Annotated in this window: 18 protein-coding genes; 5 read left to right on the forward strand and 13 right to left on the reverse strand. The window is 68.5% G+C overall.

The features are described 5' to 3' along the window. Positions 1 to 96 precede the first annotated feature (96 nt). Complete coding sequence (gene ppc, locus C471_RS05635; RefSeq protein ID WP_004047080.1) at positions 97 to 2,799, forward strand: phosphoenolpyruvate carboxylase; 2,703 nt, start codon at positions 97 to 99, stop codon at positions 2,797 to 2,799. A gap of 285 nt (positions 2,800 to 3,084) precedes the next feature. Here ppc and C471_RS05640 read toward each other — a convergent pair whose 3' ends face one another. The 4 genes from C471_RS05640 to C471_RS05655 all read right to left on the reverse strand — a co-directional run bounded on the left by C471_RS05640 (position 3,085) and on the right by C471_RS05655 (position 7,311). Continuing rightward, the gene (locus C471_RS05640; protein ID WP_004047081.1) at positions 3,085 to 3,540 is read right to left on the reverse strand and encodes a 30S ribosomal protein S19e; all 456 of its coding nucleotides are present in this window, start codon (positions 3,538 to 3,540) and stop codon (positions 3,085 to 3,087) included. A gap of 126 nt (positions 3,541 to 3,666) precedes the next feature. Next, entirely contained in the window at positions 3,667 to 5,010 is a 1,344-nt protein-coding gene (gene hmgB / locus C471_RS05645; protein ID WP_004047082.1) for a hydroxymethylglutaryl-CoA synthase, read from the reverse strand. A 159-nt stretch (positions 5,011 to 5,169) separates the two neighbouring features. Beyond that, the gene (locus tag C471_RS05650) at positions 5,170 to 7,023 is read right to left on the reverse strand and encodes a hypothetical protein (protein ID WP_049909007.1); all 1,854 of its coding nucleotides are present in this window, start codon (positions 7,021 to 7,023) and stop codon (positions 5,170 to 5,172) included. A gap of 90 nt (positions 7,024 to 7,113) precedes the next feature. Then, positions 7,114 to 7,311 carry a hypothetical protein gene (locus tag C471_RS05655; protein ID WP_004047084.1) on the reverse strand — a complete coding sequence of 66 codons (198 nt, stop codon included), beginning with the start codon at positions 7,309 to 7,311 and terminating at the stop codon, positions 7,114 to 7,116. A 186-nt stretch (positions 7,312 to 7,497) separates the two neighbouring features. Between C471_RS05655 and C471_RS05660 the strand changes: the two genes are divergently transcribed. Continuing rightward, a complete protein-coding gene (locus C471_RS05660; protein WP_004047085.1) occupies positions 7,498 to 8,223 on the forward strand; it encodes a nucleoside phosphorylase in 726 nt (241 codons plus the stop codon). Between the two features lie 20 nt (positions 8,224 to 8,243). Here the strand turns inward: C471_RS05660 and C471_RS05665 are convergent, their stop codons facing one another. Next, the gene (locus tag C471_RS05665) at positions 8,244 to 8,693 is read right to left on the reverse strand and encodes a UPF0179 family protein (RefSeq protein ID WP_004047086.1); all 450 of its coding nucleotides are present in this window, start codon (positions 8,691 to 8,693) and stop codon (positions 8,244 to 8,246) included. A gap of 128 nt (positions 8,694 to 8,821) precedes the next feature. On the opposite strand from C471_RS05665, the gene tmcA reads away from it, so the two are divergent. Then, positions 8,822 to 11,179: a tRNA(Met) cytidine acetyltransferase TmcA gene (gene tmcA / locus C471_RS05670; protein WP_004047087.1), complete on the forward strand. Its 2,358-nt coding sequence runs from the start codon at positions 8,822 to 8,824 to the stop codon at positions 11,177 to 11,179. Between the two features lie 342 nt (positions 11,180 to 11,521). Here the strand turns inward: tmcA and C471_RS05675 are convergent, their stop codons facing one another. Then, positions 11,522 to 11,851 (reverse strand): 4Fe-4S dicluster domain-containing protein, encoded by a 330-nt coding sequence (locus tag C471_RS05675; protein ID WP_004047088.1) that lies wholly within the window; start codon positions 11,849 to 11,851, stop codon positions 11,522 to 11,524. A gap of 93 nt (positions 11,852 to 11,944) precedes the next feature. Then, positions 11,945 to 13,717 (reverse strand): glutamate--tRNA ligase, encoded by a 1,773-nt coding sequence (locus tag C471_RS05680; protein ID WP_004047089.1) that lies wholly within the window; start codon positions 13,715 to 13,717, stop codon positions 11,945 to 11,947. Positions 13,718 to 14,132: 415 nt separating this feature from the next. Between C471_RS05680 and C471_RS05685 the strand changes: the two genes are divergently transcribed. Beyond that, positions 14,133 to 14,360, forward strand: a complete 228-nt coding sequence (locus C471_RS05685) for a hypothetical protein (RefSeq protein ID WP_004047090.1) — start codon at positions 14,133 to 14,135, stop codon at positions 14,358 to 14,360. Between the two features lie 30 nt (positions 14,361 to 14,390). Here the strand turns inward: C471_RS05685 and surE are convergent, their stop codons facing one another. Beyond that, positions 14,391 to 15,302 carry a 5'/3'-nucleotidase SurE gene (gene surE, locus C471_RS05690; protein ID WP_004047091.1) on the reverse strand — a complete coding sequence of 304 codons (912 nt, stop codon included), beginning with the start codon at positions 15,300 to 15,302 and terminating at the stop codon, positions 14,391 to 14,393. 232 nt (positions 15,303 to 15,534) lie between these two features. Beyond that, positions 15,535 to 16,596 (reverse strand): glutamine-hydrolyzing carbamoyl-phosphate synthase small subunit, encoded by a 1,062-nt coding sequence (carA, locus tag C471_RS05695; RefSeq protein WP_004047092.1) that lies wholly within the window; start codon positions 16,594 to 16,596, stop codon positions 15,535 to 15,537. A gap of 96 nt (positions 16,597 to 16,692) precedes the next feature. Here carA and C471_RS05700 point away from each other — a divergent pair, with 96 nt between their 5' ends. Then, entirely contained in the window at positions 16,693 to 17,106 is a 414-nt protein-coding gene (locus C471_RS05700; protein ID WP_004047093.1) for an Lrp/AsnC family transcriptional regulator, read from the forward strand. Between the two features lie 128 nt (positions 17,107 to 17,234). On the opposite strand, the gene C471_RS05705 is transcribed toward C471_RS05700, so the two are convergent. From C471_RS05705 to icd, 4 genes are all read right to left on the reverse strand, one after another. Beyond that, the gene (locus C471_RS05705) at positions 17,235 to 19,979 is read right to left on the reverse strand and encodes a TRAP transporter permease (protein ID WP_004047094.1); all 2,745 of its coding nucleotides are present in this window, start codon (positions 19,977 to 19,979) and stop codon (positions 17,235 to 17,237) included. After that, positions 19,976 to 20,440, reverse strand: a complete 465-nt coding sequence (locus C471_RS05710) for a DUF1850 domain-containing protein (protein ID WP_193366113.1) — start codon at positions 20,438 to 20,440, stop codon at positions 19,976 to 19,978. Before C471_RS05710 ends, C471_RS05705 begins: the two co-directional genes overlap by 4 nt. A 171-nt stretch (positions 20,441 to 20,611) precedes the next feature. Then, positions 20,612 to 21,670, reverse strand: coding sequence for a TAXI family TRAP transporter solute-binding subunit (locus tag C471_RS05715; protein ID WP_049909009.1), 1,059 nt, complete (start codon positions 21,668 to 21,670; stop codon positions 20,612 to 20,614). A 197-nt stretch (positions 21,671 to 21,867) separates the two neighbouring features. Beyond that, positions 21,868 to 23,130: an isocitrate dehydrogenase (NADP(+)) gene (gene icd / locus C471_RS05720; RefSeq protein WP_004047097.1), complete on the reverse strand. Its 1,263-nt coding sequence runs from the start codon at positions 23,128 to 23,130 to the stop codon at positions 21,868 to 21,870. Between the last annotated feature and the right edge of the window lie 32 nt (positions 23,131 to 23,162).

The following is a 23,162-nucleotide window of genomic DNA, read 5'->3' on the forward strand; positions in this document are numbered from 1 at the left end:
GGGTGTCGAACGATCGATCGAGATGTTTACTCAAAACCGAGGCAAACATTCGTTCGGGCACCGGCTTTAACCCATCCCGACGGGTGTATCTGTGGTATGGTGTTGCACAATCGAGACGTGCGGACAGACGTGCGCGAGCTCGGTGCGCTCGTGGGAGACGTCTTAGCCGCGCAGGCCTCGACCGAGGCGTACGAGACCGTCGAGGAGCTCAGAAACGCGGCGATCGACTATCGGCGCGGCGACGCGGCGAGCCGGGAGGCGCTCCACGAGTCCGTCGACGGGCTGTCGACGACCCGAGAGGGGATCGTCGCCCGCGCGTTCACGACGTACTTCGAGCTGATCAACCTCGCCGAGGAGCGCGAGCGAGTCCGCGCCATCCGGGACGCCGACGAGGAGGGATCGCTTCACGACTCCTTCGACGCCACGATCGCCGAGTTCTCCGAGGCCGGCGTCGAGGCCGACGAGCTACGGGAGCTGTTGCAGGACGTGCTCATCGAGCCGACGTTCACCGCCCACCCCACCGAGGCCCGGCGGGCCACCGTGAAAGCGAAGCTCCGGTCGATCGCCAATCACCTGGAGGAGCTCGACGAGCGCAACCTCACCGAGCGCGAGCGCGACGGGATCTGGCGCGACGTCACCGCCGAGGTGACCAGCCTCTGGGGCACCCGACAGGTGCGCCAGCGCAGCCCGGAGCCGGAAGACGAGGCGCGAAACGTCCAGTGGTACCTGGAGAACACCCTCTTCGACGTGGTGGGCGACGCCTACGAGGAGTTCGAGGAGACCATCTCGAAGGAGTACGACGACGTGGACTGTCCCAAGCTCTTCGAGTTCCGCTCGTGGGCGGGGTCGGACCGCGACGGCAACCCGTTCGTCACGCCGGAGGTCACCGACGAGACGCTGGCGCGCCAGCGCGAGGTCGCGATCGAGAAGTACCGCGACCGGTGTAAGCGTCTCTCGGCCGTGTTGAGCCAGGACGGCGAGCGCTACGCGGTCGACGACCGGCTCGCCGACTCGCTGGCGGCCGACGCCGAGCGGTTCCCAACGGTGGTCGAGGAGGCTCGCGAGCGCTACCCCGACGAGCCGTACCGCCAGAAGCTGCGCCTGATGCGCGAGCGACTCGACCGCGTCGACGACGTGCGTCCCGGCGAGTACCCCGACGGCGACGCGTTCCTCGCGGACCTGAACGTGATCGCCGACTCGCTGGCGGCGGACGGACAGGACGCGGTCCGCGAGTCGTTCGTCGAGCCGCTCCGCCGGCAGGTCGACACGTTCGGGTTCACGCTCGCGTCTCTCGACCTCCGCGACCACCGCGAGAACCACACCGAGGCGGTCGCCGAGGCGGTCGCGACGGAGGGCGTCGACTACCGCGAGATGGACGAGGACGCCCGGCAGGAGTTCCTTACCGAGGCGATCCTCCAGGACGACCCCGTCGTCGACGCCGACGAGCCGGGCGATGTCTCGGAGACCACCGAGCGGGTGCTCCGCCGGTTCCAGGAGCTCGCCGACTGGCAAGAGGAGTACGGCGCGCAAGCGATCGACACCTACTGCATCTCGATGACGGAGGAGCCGAGCCACGTGCTCGAAGTGCTCTTCCTGGCCGATCAGGTCGGCGTCGTCTCGCTGCCGGACCACTGCGGGCTCGACGTGGTCCCCCTGTTGGAGACCGAGTCCGCGCTCAACGGCGCCGAGCGCATCCTCGGCGCGCTGTTCGACAACGAGGCGTACGCGACCGCCCTCGAAGTCCGCGGGGAGGTCCAGGAAGTGATGCTCGGCTACTCCGACTCCAACAAGGAGAACGGGTTCCTCGCCGCGAACTGGGACCTCTACGAGAACCAGCGCCGGATCGCGCGGTTCTGTCGCGAGGAGGAGGTCACCCTCCGGCTGTTCCACGGCCGCGGCGGCTCCATCTCGCGCGGCGGCGGCCCGATGAACGAGGCGCTGCTCGCGCTCCCCAACGAGACCGTCACGGGACAGGTGAAGTTCACGGAGCAGGGCGAGGCGATCGCCGAGAAGTACGCCAACCCCCGGATCGCCGAGCGCGAGCTCGAACAGATGCTCGACGCGCAGATCCGCGCGCGCCAAGAGGCCAACGAGGAGCCCACCGAGGACGTGCCCGAGGAGTGGGTCGACGCGATGGAGACGATGGCGCCCGCTGCCCGCGAGACGTACCGCGATCTCCTGAACACGGACGGGTTCGTCTCCTACTTCGGGCAGGCGACGCCCATCTCGGTCGTCGAGGACCTCAACCTCGGCTCGCGGCCCGCCTCGCGATCCGGCGAGCGCACCGTCGAGGACTTACGCGCCATCCCGTGGGTGTTCTCGTGGACGCAGACCCGGCTCATCCTCCCGGGCTGGTACTCGCTCGCGTCCGGGCTCGACGCCTACCTCGACGCGGTCGGCGAGGAGGAGGGCGTCGAAACGCTCCAGGAGATGTACGCGGAGTGGCCGTTCTTCCGCACCACCCTCGACAACGCCGCGCTCGCCCTCGCTCGCACCGAACCGGAGATCGCCGCCGAGTACGCCGACCTCGCCGATGACGACCTCCGGGAGCGGTTCTTCCCCGAACTGATCGGCGAGTACGAGCGCGGCCGCGAGCTCGTCTTGGCGATCAGCGGGCGCGACGATCTGATCCGCCGCGAGTGGCTCGAAGAGAGCCTCGACCGACGGAACCCCTACGTCGACCCGCTGAACCTGTTGCAGGCGAACCTGCTCGGGCGGACTCACCGCACCGAAGAGGAGGAGCGGACCCTCCGGCTCACCGTCAACGGCATCGCCGCCGGGATGAAGAACACCGGATAGCTCGATCGGGGGCTCGATCGACCCGGTTCGCCTGACGTACCGCTTGCACCGGTTTTTCTCGGACGCACCGATAGCCGAGGCCCTGCGATCCGATCACGACGGCCGATCGCCGCTCGACAGATTCTATATAGCGATACGAGATATATGTCGGCGAGCGCAGGAGAACCGGCACGGATCACCGACACGAGAGAAGAACCGCCAGCGTCGGCGATATCGGACAGAGAGAAGCCCGACGGGGCCGCGGCTCACGGTGCGAGCGCGACGTACAAAAATCGAATCGGCGATCTACGCGTAGCGTTCGAGTTCCGGCCGATCGAGGTCCTCGAAGACCTCAGTGGCGACCTCGGAGAGGAAGGCCTCGCCCTCGTCGGAGACGCGGCGTCCCTCGCCGGCGGCGGTCGTGACGAGCCCCTCGTCTTCGAGCGCCTGCAGCGACGTGCGGATGAGCTTGCGGGAGCCTCCCTCGTGCTCGCCGGGGCGGACGGAGTAGCGGTTCGAGCCGCGCTTCTTCGAGCCGTACTCGGTCGCGAGCCGCTCGATGCCGATCGGCTCGTTCTGGGCGACCTTCCGGAGGAGGCTGGCGGAGCGCACGTACCAGAAGTCCTCCTGTTCCGGCGGGAGCTCCTTGCCGGCGCCGCTCTTGGTGAACTCGACCCAGTCGGGCTCGTCGATCCGGTCTTCGAGTCGTGCGGCGACCTCCTCGATGAGGGCGTCGGCCGGCACGTCGTAGATGGTTACCATTGAGGTGAATTTCAGCCTAACGTCGTTTAAACCCATCGTATTCGAGAGGCGTCGTGTGACCCGTTTTCACGGGCCAGCGGCGCCACGGAACCGGAGGGCGACTCCCGCTGGCTCCCGGCCGAGCAGCTACTCGACGTACTCGTACTTCCGCTCGTTCATCCGGCCCCAGCCGGTGAAGACGAACTCCGCCTCCGGCTGCGTGAACTCCTCGATCTCGCGTTCCACGTCCATGTCGTACTCGTGAACGTCGTGTACGTCCTCGTACTCGTCCCAGGTGAGGTCGTAGCGATCGGCGAGCTGGCCGTCGATATCTAGTTCCTCGATCTCCGCGCGCCAGCCCTCACGGACCGTCTCCGAGTGGATCTCCGCCTGCGCACCGGAGCCGTAGGAGGCGACGAGCAGCGTGTCACCGACGAAAGATCGGTCGCGGGTCAGCGCGTCTCGCAGCGCGCTGACGCGGGCGATATGGACCGAGCTGGTGTACCAGTTGCCGACCTCCCGCGAGAGCCCGAGCGTCGGCTCCACGGCGGTATCGTACCACGTCTGGTACTGCTCGGTGGTCTTCAGGTCGTCCATGTAGTCTCTGATAGCCCCCTCGTAGGCCTCGCGGTCGGCGAAGTCTGCCTCGCGAGGCTGGCGGCCGATCTCGTCGGCGAGCTCGTCTTCGTACTCCGTGTCGCGGATGACGTGTCTGTACGCTAACAGCGCCGCCTTCCGGACCATGCCGGGGAACGGCGTGTGGAAGGGGGCGTACGCGAAGTCGTCGAGCGAGATGTCGTCGGTGACGGATTCGTAGTCTTCGAGGGCCTCGCGCATTCGGGAGAGGTACACCTGCACGGAGCGTTTCCCGTCGACGCTGGGGAACTGCTGATTCGGCTTCAGAAAGTCCGTCTCGTCCTTCGAGCCGTACCCCTGATCGGTCGAGAGCGCGACGATCGAGGGGTCCTCGTCGATCAACATCGCGACGGCGCCGGCGCCCTGCGTCGCCTCGCCGGGGTCGCCACGAGCGTAGAGGGCGGTGTCCGTCGTGATCACGATCGCCGGACGGTCGCGGTTCCGCCCCGCTCGAATCCAGTTGTAGGCGTCGTCGATCGCCTGCGTACCGGCCAGACAGGCGAACTTGCGCTCGCCCTTGTTGGCGTGGGTGAAGTCGCCGTCGTACACCTGTTCGAGGCAGCCGGCGATGTACGTCGACACCGGCTTCGAGTGGTCGAACGCCGACTCGGTCGCCACGTCGATCCGGCCGATGTCCGCCGGCTCAAGCCCCTTCCGGTCCATCAGCCGCTTCGCGGCGTTCGCGCCCATCGTGACGATGTCCTCGTACACGTCCGGGAACGAGGAGTTGTTGAGCCCGAGCCCCTTGGTGTACTTCTCCGGGTCGTCGCCCTTCTCCGGCGCGAACGTGCCCGGCAAGTCGAGCTTGAGATTTCCGGTCCAGATCTCGACGGCGTCGATCCCCACTGCAGTCATACACGGACCTTCATGCGGCCGCCATATGGCTTTGTCGATGGGCGTTTACGTCGATCGTTGTACTATCGGTCGTTCGACTCGACCGTCTGATCCGGGTCGAAGACCGCTCCGGTCGCGGTGACGGTCCCGCCGCCGTGAACGTCTCGCCGACAGAGCCGGCTATCGCTGTTGGACGAGCCGCTGGTAGTCGATATCGAGGTCGTCGTTCTGCCGGTTGCCCTCGTACCGGACCGTGATGTCCTGTTCGGGGTCTATCGTCCCCAGATCGAGGGTAACGTCGCTGTTCGAATCCGCATTGGTAAGCGTCGTCGAGCCGAGAGCCGTCCCGTCCTCCCCCTCGACGGTGACATCGATGCCGGCCGAGCCGCCCTGAAGGCTGACCGTCTCGATCCCCAGCTCCAACGTGTAATCGCCGCTCGGGACGGACTGAGTCGTCGTCTCGACGTCGAACGCGTTCGGTCCGGAGCCGTCCAGAACGGCGACCGTGCCGTCCTCGTTTTGCATGTTGGGGAAGTCGCTGATCGTTCCCGCGTTCTGCGCGGCGGTGTCCGGATAGAGCCTCGTGAGCGTCCCCGGCTCGACGATGTTCACCACGATCCGGTCCACGTCGTCGCCGGCGGTCGCGTACAGGTCGAACGAGTCCCCGGCCGCCGCCCCGTTGGGGTCGAAGGTGTCGACCGTCGTCATCCCGTCCGGACCCGTTTCGGGCGGGTCGGGAACGCTCGGGAGGTCGCTCACGCTCCCGCGAGGGGCGAAGGAAGCGTCGACCGCGGCGCCGTCGATCCCCGTTCCCGACGCCGCGTCGGACACCCGTACGTCGAGCGGCCGGCTGGACCCCTCTTCGATAACTATCGGGTCCGCCTCGTCCCACTCGACGTCGAACGCTCGGTTCGTACCCGCACCATCGTCGATCTCGAAGCTCACCGACTCGTAGTCCGGCCCCCCTGTCCCGTTGATCGCGGCGAGAAGCGACCCCGTCTCGTTCGGCGTGAAAGCGGCGCGCCCGTCGTCGCCGGTCGTGCGGTTCGTGCGGGTCGTTCCGTCGAAAAGGACCGTCGCGTCCGGGACCGGGTTGTTGTATCGGTCCCGGACCTCGACGCGGACCTGCTCGCCGGGAGCGACGTTCCCGTCGCCGACGGGGACGACGTACGCCGGTTCGGTCGTTCCGCTGGTGTCGAGCGACACCTCCGAGAGTCCCAAGCGGTACCGGAGCGGATCTGAGCCGTTGGCCAGCGTGATCCGCACCGTCCCGTTGGCCTCGGCGGCGGCCGCCGTCGCGCCCGCCGGAAGCCGTTCCTCCCAGCGGGTCGCGAGCGCGGCCGGGTCCGCCACCGCCGTCGGGAGTTCGAGGGTGATCGGCCCGTTATCGGGGACGATCGGGACGGTGGTGTCGCTCGCCGAGACGGCCCGCGCGTCGACGCTGCGTCGGGTGATCCCGTTCTCGGAGACGGTCCCAGTCAGCGCGGTCAGGGAGATCTCCCCGTCCTCCGACAGGACGGTCTGTCCCGAGCGCAGGAGGAGCGCGTCGTCGAACTCGGCGGCGACGACCGAGTGCTCGTAGGTGAGCCGCGGAGCGTTCCGGAACTCGTTGTATCTCGCGTCGTACCGGAGCGATCGCGTCTCGTACGCCGGGTTCGTGCCCCAGTACAGACCGACGTTCTCGTGGGGGCCTCCGCCGATCGTCGCGTTCCGAACGCGTATCTCGCCCGTCTCCTGCGTCGTGAGCGACCCGGAGACGGGCGGGGGGTTCACGAAGAACGTCCGGGAGGGATACCGCGTCCCCAGCGGGATCTGCGTCGATCGCGTCGACCCCGTGGCGGCGGCGTCCAGGACGGCGTTGCGGAGGTCGCCGAGCCCGTCTTCGACCTGCTGGCTGTGTTCGTACTCGACGTCCGCGTTCTCGGTCGGGACGACCTGTACCTGATAGATGCCCAGCGCGAGGATCAAGAAGCCGAACAGGATCACGGTCCCGACCACGACCGACTGACCTCGACGGTCGCGACTGAAGCGCATTACGAGGTGTCGGCGTCGGACAGGTATAAAATCCTCCGTCCGACCTCTCAGTGGCGATAACCACCGCAGTCGAGGGCGAAATCGGCGGCCTCAGTCGGCGGCCGTCCGCCGCGCCGTCAACCACGACGACGCGACGGCGACGGAGCCGGCGAACCCGCCGATCAGCACGGCCTGCGTCCAGTTGTACCCGAGCAGGGTTCCGGCGATCGGCGTGACGAGGAGGAACGTGACCGCGAGCGCGCCGATCGACGACGCGAGGGAAACGGCTGCTTCGTCGGAGTCGCTCATGGCCGCCCCTGGCGGGGACCGGCGATAAACCGGGCGATCCGGCGGCGTCGACGTCACCGTGGGAATGACCGGCTCGGTCGTACTGCGCCCGAGATAAATTACATTCCGCGATATCAAATCCGATCCGCACCGCTACCCCGCCGCCCGACCGGTCCGTTTTTGCGCGCGGCGCGTGGACCCGCTCGTATGGCGAAACAGCCGCATCTGCTGGTCGAGGAGGGCGACGTCCACGAGATCGCGATCATCCCCGGCGACCCGGGGCGCGTCGACCGGATCGCCGACCTGTGTGACGACAGCGAACTCGTCGCGCAGAACCGCGAGTACAAGGTCGTCAACGCGAGCTACGAGGGCACCGACCTCACGATCTGCTCGACCGGGATCGGCTGCCCGTCGGCGGCGATCGCGGTCGAGGAGCTCTCGCGAGTCGGCGTCGAGACGTTCCTCCGGTGTGGCACCTGCGGCGCGTTGCAGGCCGACATGGAGGTCGGCGACATGGTGGTCGCGACGGGCGCAGCCAAAGAGGAGGGGACGAGCAAGCGCTACGAGTCGGTCGAGTACCCCGCGGTCCCCGACTACGACGCGCTCACCGAGCTCGTCGGCGCCGCCGAGGACAACGGCGAAGAGATCCACGTCGGCCCGATCGTCTCCGACGACGCGTTCTACAACGAGAGCGACGCGTACATCGACGACTGGGAGGACGCCAATCTGCTCGCGATCGAGATGGAGGCGGCAACCGTCTTCGCGCTCGCGCGCCGCAAGGGGCTCCGCGCCGGCGCGATCTGCACCGTCGACGGCAACCTCGTCGCGGGCACCCAGAAGGGCGCTGACTCGGACGACGAGCTCCCGGAGAAGGCCAAGGACAACGTCGAGCGCGCGATTCGGATCACGCTGAACGCGGTCACGGAGTTATAGAAGCGGCCGCCTGCGTCCCGCTACCCGTCTTCCGCCCGGAACTCCACCAGCGTCAGGTCGCGGTCGAGCGCGCACTCGTCGTGTGGCGGTTCGCCGAGCACCTGATCGATCACGCGCTCGTCGTCGAAGTCGGCGCCGTCGGGGACGCAGTACCCGTGGCTCGGGCACTCGGTGTGCGGGCACGGGCCCGCGAGCGACACGCGTCCGCCGGCGTACGCCTGCTTCGACGGGACGTTCGCGGGGACGGGCGCGGGTTCGACCTCGACCGCGCGGACCCCGGAGTCGTGGACGGCGCAGTCGAGCGTCTGCGCGTTCTCGCGGATCCCGGTCACGCGGTACCGGGTCCCCTCGGAGAGGTTGAGGCACTGACTCCGGTAGGGACATCCCTCGCAGTCGGGCGACTCTCCCTGATAGACGAACTCGCGCCCCGTGTCGGCAAGCCGCGTGCCGATGAGCGTGACCGTGGTCATACCCGGAGAGACGCGCCGGGCGTCCGTAAGCGTCCCGCCTCGCGCGGCGGGTGAGAGCGCCGGCGCGGAACGCGGTGCGCTCCGGAGAGTAAGACACATCCGCTCCCCACGGTAACGACGAGCGAACGATGATCGCGGCGCTGGCGCGGGACGCGAAACGGGAGGCGGAGGCGGCGAACGAGCGGCGCGTCCTGGTGCTCGCCGGCGACCGCGACCGCGGGTTCGACGCGGCTTACGACGCGATCGAGGCGGTCGACCCCACGTCGACCGCCGTCGTCTCCACGCGCGATGGGTTCCGGTTCGAGGAGCATCGCCCGCGAAGCGCCGACGAACTGCTCGGCCGCACCCGCGAGGTCGTCGTCCTCGATTGCCACGAGCAGTTCGTCCCGAACGCGGTCGGTCGGTGCGTCGGCGCGGTCGACGGCGGCGGGCTCCTGATTCTCCTGACGCCCGACCTCGACGCCTGGCCCGCGGTCCGCGACCGATTCGACGACTCGCTCGCGGTCCCGCCGTACGGCATCGAAGACGTGACGGGGCGGTTCCGCGAGCGCTTCGTCGGAACGCTTCGGTCGCATCCGGGGATCGCGCTCGTCTCTCTCGGAGCGGACGGCCCGGGGGGTGACGCGATCGAGCGCGACGGCCTCACCGGCCCTCCGGACGACGCGACCGCAGATTCGGGGGGTCGGAGCGCCGAAACCCCGACCGCTCCGCCGAACGCGACGTTCCTGGAGACGGCCTACGAGGCGTGTCTCACGGGGGATCAGGTCCGGGCGGTGACGGCGTTCGAGTCGCTCGCGACGCCCGGCCACGCGGTCGTCGCCGAGGCGGATCGCGGGCGCGGGAAGTCGAGCGCGGCGGGGATCGCGGCGGGCGCGCTCGCGCTCGCCGGGAGGGACGTGCTCGTGACGGCGCCGGCGTTCCGCAACGCGGCTGAGGTGTTCGCGCGGGCGAGGGAGCTGATCGAGGGGAGAGCCCGGGACGGGGACGAGGACGGGGACGGGGACGAGAACGGGGACGGGGACGGGGACGAGAACGGGGACGGGGACGACGCCCATCGCCTCGACGCGCCGGGCGGGGGGCGGGTGCGCTTCCTCTCACCGGCCGACTGCGCGGACCTCCCCGACGACCCGGACGCGGTGATCGTCGACGAGGCGGCCGCGCTCCCGGTGCGGCTGCTCGAACGGTTCCTCGACGCGCCGGCGGTCGCGTTCTGCACCACCGTTCACGGCTACGAGGGGGCCGGTCGCGGCTTTTCGATCCGGTTCAGAGAGCGCCTGCGCGCGAGCCGGTTCGCGGTGCGGGACGTGCGCCTCGACGAGCCGATCCGGTATGCCCGGAACGACCCGGTGGAGGCGTGGGCGTCGCGGGCGCTCCTGTTGGACGCGCGTCCGGCGGTCGACGAGGCGGTCGCGGGCTCGGCGGTCGGGGACGCGACGTACCGAAGGCTCACTCCCGGCGACCTGCTCGCGGACGAGCCCCTGCTTCGAGAGACGTTCGGGCTGCTCGTCGCCGCCCACTACCGGACGGAGCCGAACGACCTCGCGCGGCTGCTCGACGCGCCGAACCTGACCGCGCGGGCGCTCGTCGCCGAGGGGCGGGTGGTCGCGGTCGCGCTGCTCGCGCGGGAGGGCGGGCTCGACGCCGACATCCGCCGGCGGATGTACGAGGGCGAGCGCGTCCGGGGCAACATGGTGCCGGACGTGCTCACGAGCCAACTGCGCGACGAGGCCGCCGCCGAGCCGCGGGGGCTGCGGACGGTCCGGATCGCGTCCCACCACGCGCTCCGAGACGAGGGGTTCGGGTCCCGCCTGCTCGACGAGGTACACGGGGAGTTCGCCTCCGCCGTCGACTACTTCTCGGTCGGCTACGGCGCGACGCCGCGCCTGCTCCGGTTCTGGCGGCGCGCGGGCTACCGGACGGTCCACCTCTCGACCTCCCGCAACGACGCCTCCGGCGAGTACTCCGCGATCATGCTCCGGCCGACCGGCGACGACGGACCGGGGAGGGATCTCCTCGACCGCCACGCCGCCGCCTTCCGCGACCGCGAGCGCGACGGGCTCTCGGACGCCCACCGCGACGTGGACCCCGACGTGGTCGCCGGCGCGCTCCGCGCCTGTCCCGCCCCCGCTCCGATCGACCTGACCGAGGCCGAGTGGCGCTCCGTGGTCGGCGCGTCGTCCGGTCCGGGTATGTACGACAGCGCGCCCGGCGCGTTCCGGGACCTTGCGCTCGCGGCGCTGATCGACGGGGCCGAGAGGGGCGAGAGGGGCGAGACGAACGACGCCGAACTCCTCGACGACCGCGAAGAGCGCCTGCTCGTCCGGAAGGTCCTGCAGGGCCGTCCGAGCGATTCGGTCGCCGACGAGCTCGGGTACGTGTCGCCGGGCGCCTGCATGCGCGCGCTCGGCGACGCCTACGAGCCCCTCGTCGAGCGGTACGGGACCGACTTCGCGCTCCGAGAGCGGGAGCGATTTATAAGCGATTGAACCGAAGGCCGGGAGCGAATACATAAAAACCGCCTGCGGTGGCGCGCGCCTCCGAGCGGGCCGTCGGCCCGTGAGGAGCGCGTGCGAGGTCGCCGGCGCGTAGCGCCGGCTGCCAGAGGGACCTCTGGTCCCTCGCTGGAGTCGGCCGACCGGAGCGAAGCGACGGGAGGCCGACGAGGCTGGGGCTTTGGCGGTGTTCACCGTCGATCGCTTATAATCGCGCGGCTGGAGATTTGACGGTTTTCATCGCCGATCCGTCGGTGGCCGCTTATAAACAAGCGACGGAGATCGTGAAGAATCCCACCGCGCCACCAGCGCCAACATCAGCCTGAGAGCGTCGATCTAGATCCGGTTCTCGCGGCCGGGATCGACGTCGATCGCGTCGACGGGACACACGTCCACACACAACATACAGTCGATACACTGGTCCTCGTCGGCGGGGTTCGCCTTCCGCTCCGACTCGGGGTGACCGGGGGTGTCGACCCACTCGAACACGTCGACCGGGCAGTCCTCCAGACACGCGCCGTCGGCGAGACAGATGTCGAAGTCGACCGCGACGTGCGTGCCGCGGATCCCCTGCTTCTCCGGCGGCTCGACGGGCCCCCAGACGGCGACGCCGTCCTCCTCGCCGACCTGCTCCCGGTTCTGTTCGAAGTTCGAGTCGATGGCCATCTTGCCCGTAGTTCCGGGGCTCGCTATTTAACCCCCGCGGCAGCCGGCCGATGAGGCGCTCCGCGGACCGCGCGACGCGCCCGGAAACGCGGACTACGGATGCGCGTAGTACGCGAGCAGGTCCTCCGAGCCGCCGGGGCCGTCCGGCTCGTCGGTCGCCTCGGGGTCGAACCCGTCGATCCGGGCGAAGCCGACGCGCACGAACTGGACGACCGTGTCGGGGTCGACCTCGGCGAGCGCGGGCTCCGCGATCCCCCGCACGTCGCCGGAGACAGTCCGGAGGAGCGTGTCGAGCCCCTCCTCGGCCGGCGCCCAGTGGACCACGTCCACGTCGCCCTCGCGGACCACGTCGATGTCGGCGTCGACGAAGACCAGCTCGTCGCCCTCGTGCCGGACGCAGCCGTACCCCTTGAGCCAGACGCGCTCGCCCTCGCTCGGGAGGTCCGGGGACTCGATCGCGATCCGGCCGGCGGGCACCTCGCGGTCGCCGCGGTCGTCGTGGTCGGGGTGGAGCGGCGGGTGGCCGGCCGCCGGCGCGGGCGCGTCGCCGTCGACGACCGGGAGCTCCACGGCGGGAGCGTCGTCGCGATCGCGCACGAGGAAGTAGCGGTTCGCCTCGTCGTCGACCAGGTCGCGGTTGTTGGCGTACACCGACGACATCGCGAGGTCGACGTCGGAGGTGGACATGCCGAGCTCGGTCATCGAGTCGACGAGGGCCTGGCCCCGAATTCCGCGGCGGCGCATCGACCGAATGGTCGGCGCGCGCGGGTCGTCCCAGCCGGTCAGCTCGCCGGTCTCGATCAGCTCCTTGATCGTCGACGTGGAGAGTTTCACGTCGTACTCGTCGACCTGGACGTGGCCCCAGTGGAGCACCTCGGGGTACTCCCAGTCGAAGTAGTCGTAGACGAACCGCTGGCGCTTCGCGGAGTCCTGCAGGTCGATGCCGCGGATGATGTGGGTGACGCCCGTGAGGTGGTCGTCGACGCCCGACTGGAAGTCGAGCATGGGCCAACAGCGGTAGTCGGCCGCCGCCTCGCGCGGGTGCGGGGTGTCGATCATCCGGAAGGCGACCCAGTCGCGGAGCGCGGGGTTCTTGTGCTCGATGTCGGTCCGGACGCGGAGGACCATCTCGCCGGCGGAGAACTCCCCGTTGACCATCGCCGAGAACTCCTCGTGGACGGTCTCTGCGTCCTTCTCGCGGTGCGGACACGCCTCGCCCGCGTTCTTCAGCTCGGAGAAGCCGTCACCGGAACACGAGCAGGTGTACGCGCCGCCGGCGTCGATCAGGTCGCGGGCGTGGTCGTAGTAGGTCTCCAGCCGGTCGGAGGCCCGGAGCACGCGGTCGGGCTCGAACCCGAGGTACTCGATGTCTTCGAGGATCGCGTCGTACGCGTCCAGGTCGGGCCGTTTCGTCTCCGGGTCGGTGTCGTCGAACCGGCAGATGAACTCGCCGTCGTAGCGCTCCTTGTACGTGCCGATGACGGCGGGCATGCGCGCGTGGCCGACGTGCCACGGGCCGTTGGGGTTCGGCGCGGCGCGCATCACGACCTCGCCCTCCTCCGCGTTCGGGAGGTCGGGAAGGACGCGCTCGTCCTCCTCCTCGTCGGCGTCGAGCTCCGCGAGCTTGTCGGGCGCGAGCTCGCCGAGCCGCTCGCGGCGCTCGGCCTCGTCCATGCCGGCGACCCGGTTCACGACCGGCGCGACGACGCCGGGAATCTCGTCGCCGTGCGGTCGGAAGTCGGGGTTCTCGCCCATGAGCGGCCCCATGATGGCGCCCACGTCCGGGTCGTTGCCGTGTTTGAGCGCGTTGAACAGCGCGGCGGCCTCACCGGCCGCCTCGACGCGCTCGCGGAGTTCGTCGTCCATGCCCTCCGGTTGTCGGGGTCGGCTCAAAAGCGCCGCGGAACGGCGGCCGACGAGGCGACTCGTCGGGACGCAGCCGGCGCAGTCCGAACCGGTTCGGCCTGCCCGGCCGGTTCGGACTGCGTCGAGGAAGCGGGGCCGCGGCGGAGGGATCCGCGCGGGTAGGGGCACGTGACACCTGCGCGCGGACGAAGTTAAACGGCCGAGACCGTTCACGACGTGAGACGGCGGTACCGCCGCGAACGGTCGATATCTTTATTGGGATGCGAAGACAGAGGTGTGCGGATAGTTCTCGAATAACACCGACGCCCGACCGGCTCCGCCGGGTTGATATCGGGGCGAGCCGTGGGTCGCCCATGGACACGGGAGCGATCGGACGCCGAGCGCGGACCGCGGGGTGGTCGACGTGGTAGGACCCATGTCGGAGGCGGAGCGCGACGCCGGAAACCGGCGGATAAAGGCCGTCATCCTCTGCATCGTGGCGGTGTCACCGCCGCTCATCGCGCTCCAGTTCGGCCCCTCTCCGATCGAACTGCTCGCGGCGCTCGCCGGCGGGACGGCCCTGGGTCTGCTCGTCGTGTGGTATCTCGGACGGTTGGGCAAGGAGTTCACCGGCGGGTCGCGTCGGTCGGGCCGACGGCGCTGAGACGGCGTAACCGCGGAGGGGTCTTCCCGGTCAGTCCTGTTCGACCCGTGAGGCCGCCGACTCGGGTGCCGCCGGGCCCTCGACGACCTCGCCGGCGCGGTCGCTCGCGACCGACCGCGACGACGACAGCGGCGAGATGCTCACCTCGCCCTCGACGGCCGCGAGCCGGTCCGATCCGGGGTCGTCCGGAACGTCGCCGCGGAGGAACTCCCGCCAGAAGCGGTCGCGGAGCTCCATCCCCATCTCCCCACGCCGCTCGCCGAACTCCCAGCCCTCGGGGACGTTCTCGTCCTCCGGACCGTCCTCCCCCGGCCGGAACTCGATCACGTCGAAGCCGCGCGCGGGCTCGGTCAGTCGGTAGGTCGGGTCCGTGGCCGCCTCGTCGTCGGCCGCGGGGACATTGACGTTCAGCACGTCCGCCCCGAACGGGAGGGAGAGGCCGTCGTCTCCGTCGCCATCGCTCGCGGTCTCGGCGCGGTCGAGCAGGTCGGCGACGACCTCGCCCGCGACCGCGAAGTCGTCGTTGTCGAGCGTCGGCGGGACGGGGAGGTTGCCCCGGTCGTACAGCGACACCGCGATCGCCGGGGTGCCGAGAAACGACGCCTCCATCGCGGCGCCGACCGTCCCGGACTGCCCGAGGATGTGCGCGCCGATGTTCGGCCCGTGGTTACAGCCGGAGACGACGGCGTCGGGGTCGAGCCCGAGCGCCACGTCCGCGACGGCGACGCAGTCGGCGGGGGTCCCCTCGACCGCGTAGCCGAGGTCGGTCTCGGCGTACTCAACCGTCGTGTCCCACCACGAGCGCGCGCCGCCGACGCCGGACTGGTTGCTCTCGGGCGCGACCACCGTCACCTCGTAGTCGTGCGAGAGCGCGTCGGACAGCGCCCGGATCCCGACGGAATCGATACCGTCGTCGTTGGTGAGGAGGATCTCCGTCGTCATGAGTGTCCCTGCGAAGGGGCGGGGGAAAACGTCGCCGGTCGCGGACGGACCGCGAGCGACGGGCGGGCGTGAAAGGGGTGAGAAGGGACCGCGGGCGTCGGGCGGGCGTGAAAGGGGTGAGAAGGGACCGCGGACGTCGGCCGGATGGTACTCGGGTGGTCAGCGAGAGGGCTCGGAGAGCGGGACGAGTGGTTCGCGGAAATTGGTACTTCGCGGGGCGCCGAAGGCGGCGTCAGTCGGCCGCGACTGACGGCGCCGATCGTGCCAGCTCCAGCACCTCGTCGAAGAAGCCGAGCGAGTCGTGCGGGCCGGGGTTCGCTTCGGGGTGGTACTGGCGAGTGATGACGTCGAGGGCATCGCTGTCGAGCCCCTCGACGGTGTCGTCGTTGACGTTCACCTGCGTCACCTCCAGCGGACCGGTGTCGTCGACCGTGTAGCCGTGGTTCTGGGTGGTCATCACGACCTTGTCGGTGCGGAGGTCCTTGACGGGCTGGTTGACGCCGCGGTGACCGAACGCCATCTTCTCGGTCGAGCCGCCGAGCGCGCTCGTGATCACCTGCTGGCCGAGGCAGATGCCGGCCATCGGCAGGTCGCCGGCGACGGCGTCGACGACCTCCTGCGCAGCGACGAAGTTCTCCGGGTCGCCCGGGCCGTTCGAGACGAACAGCACGTCGGGGTCCACGTCGGCCACGTCCTCGGGGGTCGCGTCGTACGGGAGGACGTGGACGTCCGCGCCGCGCTCGGTGAGCGAGGAGATGATCGAGCCCTTCGCGCCGCAGTCGAGCAGGGCCACGTCGGCGTCGCCGCCGCCCTCGTGGACGGTCGGCTCCGTGACGGAGACCTGCGCGCCGATGTCGACGTGGTCGCTCATCGGCTTGCACGCCTCCATCTCCTCGACCGCGTCCTCGGGGGTCGCGTCCGGGCCGGCGGCGATCCCGCAGGCCATCGCGCCCTCCTCACGGACGGTCGTGACGATCTCGCGGGTGTCGACGTGGTCGACGGCGGGCACGTCCTCGTCGGCGAGCCACTCGGCGACGTCGTCGGTCAGCTCGCGGGCGATCGCCGCGCGCGGCTGGACCGACTCCGACTCGAATCGTTCGCTTCGGACGCCGTAGTTCCCGATCAAGGGGTACGAGAAGGTGAGAATCTGTTCGGCGTAGGAGGGGTCGGTGAGCGACTCCTCGTAGCCTGTGTACGCGGTCGTGAACACCAGTTCGCCACGGGTGCGCCCCGGCGCACGAGCGCGCGCTTCGAGCACGCGTCCGTCGGCCAGCGCGATGTAGGCGTCCGACATTACGAGATACGTACGCGCAAAGGGTAATAAATGCGTCGTTCGTAGCTTCGTTACGATATTCGTAACGAGTAAGTCGACCGGGTGAAACAGACGGATATGGACGACCTCGATCGCCGGATCCTCTCGATACTGCGACGGGACGCGCGAACCCCCTACACGGAGATCGCGGACCGCGTGGGCACCTCGGAGGGGACGGTGCGCAACCGCGTCGACCGCATGACCGACGAGGGGATCATCGAGCGGTTCACAGTCACGACCCGCACCGGCAACGTGAAGGCGATGATCGAGATCTCGGTGGAGATGAACGTCGACACCGCCGCCGTCGGCGAGCGGATGGTCGACTGGGAGGAGGTGGACTTCGTCTGGCAGGTCTCCGGCGAGGACGACATCGTGCTCGTCGTCGACGCCGTCGACACGCGCGCGGTGAACGAGCTTATCTCCCAGGCGAGGGAGATGGACGAGGTCAAGTCGACGAAGACGCGGCTCATCCTCGACGAGCGGTTGGGGTGAGCGCGGCGGCGAACGAGGTCTCCGGCTCCGTTCCCGAGACACGCTGACTGCGGTGGGTCCCCGGCGTCACCGGAGGGGATCGAGTCCGAACTGACGGCCAAAAATTCCGCTCGAACCGAGAGCGCCGATCAGGTCGACTCCGACCCGGCGGCGGTTTGGGTCGATCGCGTCGTCCCGTCGGTTCCCGTCGCTTCGCCGCCCTCGGCGTCGAACTTCCGTCGGTTCCGGAGCGTGAACAACACGAACAGAACCAACCCGACGCCGCGCAGGGTCACGTCAAGCAGGAGCGCGTTGACGGAGACGGTCACGTCGACGAGCGCCAGCGCGTCGAAGACGGCCGTGGAGAGCATTCCCGGCGCCATCAGAAGCAGGGAGCTGAGCGCGAACGCGACCCGGCCGAATCGGTCGACGCGGGCGTACAGCGTCCCGATGATGGTGGCGCCGAGCGCGATCACGCCGAGGAAGACCCCGACGATGGGGACGAGGATCTCGGGAACCGAGTACGACAGCTCCGCGAGGTCGCTGAAGTTGACCACGCGGTATCGGTCGCGGAGCGGGAGATCGGCGGCGTTCGCCTTCTCGCGCAACAGGACGATCCCCGGCGCGAGCACGAACGCGAAGGGAACGATCGCCTTGTTCAGCGACAGCGAGAACGCCTTCACCCCGGTCTCGAACGGGTCCGACTTGGCGACGCCGCTCGCGGCGTACGCCGCCACGGCCACCGGCGGCGTGATGTCGGCGATGACGCCGAAGTAGAGGATGAACAGGTGTGCGGCCAGCTCCGGGATACCGAACTCGACGAGCGGCGTCGCCAGCATCGAGATGAGGATGATGTAGGTGACCGTCGTCGGCATCCCCATCCCGAGGATGATGCTCGCGACGGCCGTCACGAGCAGCATGACGACGATCGACCCCCCGGAGAGCGCCAAGAGGAGGGAGGTGAGGTTCGGACCGAGCCCGGAGACGCTGATGACGCCAGGGATGATCCCGGCGGCCGCGACCGCGACGACGACCGGGACGGCCGTTCGCGCGCCCTCCTCCATCGACTTGACGACGAACGTGCCGACCCGGAACAGCTGATTGTCGCCGACGTCTCGTCCGGCCGTCGAGCCGGCCGATTCGGCCGCGCTCTGGACGGTGGGATTGAGGTCGAGCACCTTGGACTGGACGTCCGAGTACACGAGCATTGTCACCGCGCCGGCGAGCATCGCGTACCAGCCGATCCGCGGACCGACGATCGCGACCGCCTCCGCGAGCGGGACCCCCGCGCCGGCGTTCCCGCCAACCAATCCGCTAACCGGAACGCCAGCGACGACGTAGGTCGCTAGCTCGACGCCGAAGATCACCGCGATCGAACTGAGGAGGAACGTCCGGGTTTCGTCGCTGTACGCCGCGATAAACGTGATCAGCGAAACCAGCGCCACGAGCGTGAACCAGGCGGATCGAGACACCGAGAGCCGCGCACCGATGAGGTAGTAGAGGAGGAGCACGATCGGCACGAGGTAGAACCAGCCGCGCGCCAGGTGCGTGGCGAGCGACTCGGAATCCGCGTCGTCGATCCCCCCGATACCCTCCTGGACCGCCTTGAGGTGGACCATCACCCAGACGCCGAAGAAGAAGACGACGGCGGGAACGGTCGAGAGGATGATGATCTCTCGGAACGGCGTGCCGGTGTACTGGACCATGAGAAACGCCGCCGCCCCCATCACCGGCGGGAGGATCTGTCCGCCGGAGGAGGCCGAGGCCTCGACCGCGCCGGAGAACTCGGGCGAGTACCCCGATCGCTTCATGAGCGGTATCGTGAACGCGCCCGTGGTGACCGTGTTCGCGATCGACGAGCCCGAGATGGTCCCCATGAAGCCGCTCGCGAGGATACTCGCCTTCGCGGGGCCGCCCTTCCGGTGGCCGGTGACGGCGTACGCGAGGTCGATGAACCACTGGCCCGCGCCGCTCATCTCCAGGAACGACCCGAAGAGGATGAAGATGTAGATGAAGCTGACGGAGACGGTAACCGGAATACCGAACACCCCGTTTTCCGTGTTGTACCAGAGGTTCTGGACGATATCCGGCCAGGTCAGTTCCGGGATCGCGAGCAGGCCGAGGAACGGCGTGTTGCCGCTTATCAGGTAGCCCCACCGGGCGTAGACGATGAAGCTGGCGACGATGAGCATGAGCGGAAGCCCGAGCGTCCGACGAGTGGCTTCGAGCACCAGAAGGACGCCGAGAACGCCGAGAATCATCGCGTACGAGTACTCGCTGACGAACGGAACCCCACCGAGGATCGGTTCGAGGAAGGGGTAGACGCCCGTGATCGGGCGCCCGCCTTCGAGGCCGAAAAAGCGCATGTCCTGGATCTCCGAGAACTCCGTCAGGAAGTAGAACGCGGAGAGCCCGGAGGCGATCATACAGAGCACGTCGAAGGGGGTAACGCGGCTCCGATCGGGATCCAGGAACATCCAGCGGAACGCACCACGAAGCCCGTCGAACGCGGTCGCGACCGGGTTGTCGGACCCGAACGCGTCCTCGACCGCGTCGACGAAGCGACCCAAGTTCCGCGAGACGAACCCGTCCCCCATGCTGGCGGGGAACATCAGGAACGTGAGCACGAGCGCGAACGCGACGTGGATCGCGTTCGCCTGCAGCAGCTGTAACGACACCTGAAAGCCCTCGACGAACGGGAGGGGGATCACGAACGTGAAGCTCCGCGCCGCGAGCGCCAGCTGGAACAGCGAAAAGCAGATCCCGATCACGGCGACGGCGAGGGCGGCGAGTCCCTGTAGCGACCGCCGGCGCTCGATCTCGTCGATGATCTCCTCGGCCTCTTCTCTGGAAATCTCCTCGTCTCCGCCGGGTTGTGCGTTGTTCGTGCTCATTGGAATACGTCCGTTAGCGTCCGGTGCTCGACGTGAATGCGAACGTCGGTGGCGTTCGTCTCTGCAACCAAGTCATACTGCTGGTCCTCAACGACGAGGGTGTGGTTCGCGATTCGGCCGGGTGAGACCGAAAGCGCTTCGAGCGTCGTGATCGGTCCCGGCGGATCGTACACGAAGGTCCCGTTGACGTTCGTCACGTTCACCCTCGACGGAAGCCCCCAGCCGTACGACTCGAACTCCATGCGCGTGTTTACGAGGGCGTCGCCCTCCACGCGGTACTTGTCGTACACGGGCGTCTTCTCGACGCTGTGGGTGTACTCCAGCGCGACCGTGCTTCCGTCGTCGACGGGTTGCGTTACGTAGCGTTCGCCCGTGTCGATGTCCTCGACGACGAGGACCTGCCCGGTCGGCGCAGCGACGGCGACGCCGGCGAGCGCCACGACCAGCGCGATCGCTACCACCGCCAGCGCCGGGGCAAGACGGTCTCGTGAGAGCGTGTGACGTGTCACCACGTATAGCTAGTTGGGTGTGATAGTGAGTATTGCGGCATCGAGCGGGATGCAGGTGCGCCGCGTCTCGCGGTCGAGGCGCGGGCGCGAAACGGTGCGTCAGTGCGGATCGATCGCCGCCGATCAGGCGTCGAAGTACGCCGCCGCTCCCTCGTGAAGCTCGATCGACATCCCGTCCTGCGCGCTGTCGGCGGTGATGAAGTCCGTCTTGATCGACAGCTCGCCGAGGTTGTCGAAGAGGGCCGCCGTCACCGTCTCGACGGTGTCGGCGGGCACGCCCGAGTGCGTGGCGATCATCGCCTGCACCGCGACGGTCTCGACGGCCTCGTCGATGCCGGTGTACGTGCCGGCGGGGATGGTGTCGTCGGCGAACCACGAGGCGGCGTCCTTGACGGCCGCGCGGTTATCGCCCGCGATGGGAACGATGTTGACGTCGTTCGTGTTCGCGAGGTCTTCGATGGCGCCGACGGGCCAGCCGCCGACGACGAACGCGGCGTCGATGTCGCCGTTCGCGAGCTGCTCGGAGGCCTGCGAGAACCCGGCGTTCTGCTCGTTGTAGTCGGTGATCCCGACCGCTTCGAGGATCTGGTTCGCGTTGACCTGGGTCCCGGAACCGAGGTCCCCGGTGTTGATCGTCGCGCCGCTGAGGTCGCTCAGGGTCTCAATTCCGGAGTCTTCCAGGGTGACGACCGTGATCGTCTCGGGGTACAGCGTCGCGACGCCCTGGAGGTTGTCGATCGCGTTGTCCTGGAACGTCTCGATCCCGGTCCCGTTCTTCGCAAAGTACGCGATGTCGTTCTGGATGAGCGCGAAGTCCGCGGACGAGTCCGCGAGGCTCCCGACGTTCTCGACGCTCGCGCCCGTCGACTGGACGTTCAGCGAGAAGTCCGTGTTCGCCTCGACGATGGTCTTGATCTCGTTCGAGAGCGGGTAGTACGTGCCACCGGTACCGCCAGCGTGCCAGCTCAGTCGGCTTGCGGTGTCGCCGCCGTCGCTGCCGTCGGACCCGTCGGAGCCGTCCATCCCGTCTCCGCCGTCGGAGCCGTCGCTCCCGTCGCCGCCGTCGCCGCCGTCGCCGCCGTCGCCGCCGTCGCCGCCGTTTCCGCTACAGCCGGCGAGTGCGACCACGCTAGCGACGCCTGTCGCTTCAAGGAATCTACGTCGTGTTCGGTGTGATGACATACGTTACGCAAATGAGAACACGAGTATATATATCTGAGGATATCGCAGACGGATCTTCTCATCTACACAGTAATCGAGAACATATTAGTATGAAGACATAATGCAGTTAATAATAATTAACAATGTGCACTCTCGATGAGATTTCACCCGGTCGAAGCGCCTGATTCGGGCGGTTTTCCGGGCGCCCGAACGCTCGCTTAGGCGAGTTCGTCGATCTGCTCGACGACGGCGTCCGCGAACTCGCTCGTCGCGAGCTTCTCGCCGCCCTCGATCTGCCGGTGGAGGTCGTAGGTGACCTTGCCGGACGAGATGGTCTCCTCGACGGCGTCGCGCACGAGATCGGCGGCGTCGGACCAGCCGAGGTAGTCGAGCATCTCGCGTCCGGAGAGGATCATCGCGGTGGGGTTCACCTTGTCCTCGCCGGCGTACTTGGGCGCGGAGCCGTGGACCGGCTCGGCGAGACAGCGACCGTGCCCGAAGTTGGCGCCGGGCGCGATACCGAGACCACCGATCTGCGCGCCGGCGGCGTCGGACATGTAGTCGCCGTTGAGGTTCATCGTCGCGATGACGGAGTACTCGTCCGTCCGGGTCAACAGCTGCTGGAGCATGTTGTCCGCGATGCGGTCCTTGACGACGACGGTGCCCTCGGGCCGCTCGCCGTCGTACTCGTCCCACAGCTCGTCCTCGGTGATCACGTCCTCGCCGTACTCCTCCTCGGCGACCTCGTAGCCCCAGTCGCGGAAGGCGCCCTCGGTGAACTTCATGATGTTGCCCTTGTGGACGAGGGTGACCGAGTCGCGGTCGTTTTCGAGCGCGTAGTCGATCGCCTCGCGGATGAGGCGCTTCGAGCCGAACTCGGAGATGGGCTTGATGCCGATGCCGACGGGGCCGTCGTGGATCACGTCGGCGACCTCCATGTCGTCCTCGAGGAAGTCGCGTACCTCCTCGACCTCGTCGGTGCCGGCCTCCCACTCGATGCCGGCGTACACGTCCTCCGTGTTCTCACGGAAGGTGATCATGTCCATCGCCTCGGGGTTCTTGACAGGCGACGGCACGCCGTCGAGGTGGTAGGTCGGGCGGACGTTCGCGTACATGTCGAGCGTTTGCCGGAGCGCGACGTTCAGCGAGCGGAAGCCGGCGCCGACGGGCGTCGTCAGCGGGCCCTTGATCGCGACGCGGTGGCTGCGGATCGCCGAGACGGTGTCCTCGGGGAGGTTCTCGTCGTACTTCTCCCGGGCGCTCTCGCCGGCGTAGACGCGCATCCACGCGATGGAGCGGCCGGTCGCCTCCGCGGCCGCGTCCAGTACCTTCTGGGCGGCCGGTCCGACGTCGGTGCCGATCCCGTCGCCGTGAATGATCGGGATGATCGGGTTCTCGGGAACGTTCAGCTCGCCGGTCTCCTCGTCGGCGAGCGTGATCGCCTCACCGTCGTCGGGGACGTCGACCTTGTCGTAGCTCATGAACGTCCCTGCGTTGTCGGACCCGCGTAAAG

The sequence above is a fragment of the Halorubrum saccharovorum DSM 1137 genome (assembly GCF_000337915.1).
In the GTDB taxonomy this organism is placed as follows: domain Archaea; phylum Halobacteriota; class Halobacteria; order Halobacteriales; family Haloferacaceae; genus Halorubrum; species Halorubrum saccharovorum.

Coding starts and splice junctions, on each gene's coding strand:
- C471_RS05715 (WP_049909009.1), bottom strand. CDS start 21,670: ATGTCATCACACCGAACACGACGTAGATTCCTTGAAGCGACAGGCGTC.
- C471_RS05640 (WP_004047081.1), bottom strand. CDS start 3,540: ATGGTAACCATCTACGACGTGCCGGCCGACGCCCTCATCGAGGAGGTC.
- surE (WP_004047091.1), bottom strand. CDS start 15,302: ATGACGACGGAGATCCTCCTCACCAACGACGACGGTATCGATTCCGTC.
- C471_RS05665 (WP_004047086.1), bottom strand. CDS start 8,693: ATGACCACGGTCACGCTCATCGGCACGCGGCTTGCCGACACGGGGCGC.
- icd (WP_004047097.1), bottom strand. CDS start 23,130: ATGAGCTACGACAAGGTCGACGTCCCCGACGACGGTGAGGCGATCACG.
- tmcA (WP_004047087.1), top strand. CDS start 8,822: ATGATCGCGGCGCTGGCGCGGGACGCGAAACGGGAGGCGGAGGCGGCG.
- C471_RS05675 (WP_004047088.1), bottom strand. CDS start 11,851: ATGGCCATCGACTCGAACTTCGAACAGAACCGGGAGCAGGTCGGCGAG.
- ppc (WP_004047080.1), top strand. CDS start 97: ATGGTGTTGCACAATCGAGACGTGCGGACAGACGTGCGCGAGCTCGGT.
- C471_RS05705 (WP_004047094.1), bottom strand. CDS start 19,979: ATGAGCACGAACAACGCACAACCCGGCGGAGACGAGGAGATTTCCAGA.
- C471_RS05700 (WP_004047093.1), top strand. CDS start 16,693: ATGGACGACCTCGATCGCCGGATCCTCTCGATACTGCGACGGGACGCG.
- carA (WP_004047092.1), bottom strand. CDS start 16,596: ATGTCGGACGCCTACATCGCGCTGGCCGACGGACGCGTGCTCGAAGCG.
- C471_RS05650 (WP_049909007.1), bottom strand. CDS start 7,023: ATGCGCTTCAGTCGCGACCGTCGAGGTCAGTCGGTCGTGGTCGGGACC.
- C471_RS05685 (WP_004047090.1), top strand. CDS start 14,133: ATGTCGGAGGCGGAGCGCGACGCCGGAAACCGGCGGATAAAGGCCGTC.
- C471_RS05680 (WP_004047089.1), bottom strand. CDS start 13,717: ATGGACGACGAACTCCGCGAGCGCGTCGAGGCGGCCGGTGAGGCCGCC.
- C471_RS05660 (WP_004047085.1), top strand. CDS start 7,498: ATGGCGAAACAGCCGCATCTGCTGGTCGAGGAGGGCGACGTCCACGAG.
- hmgB (WP_004047082.1), bottom strand. CDS start 5,010: ATGACTGCAGTGGGGATCGACGCCGTCGAGATCTGGACCGGAAATCTC.
- C471_RS05655 (WP_004047084.1), bottom strand. CDS start 7,311: ATGAGCGACTCCGACGAAGCAGCCGTTTCCCTCGCGTCGTCGATCGGC.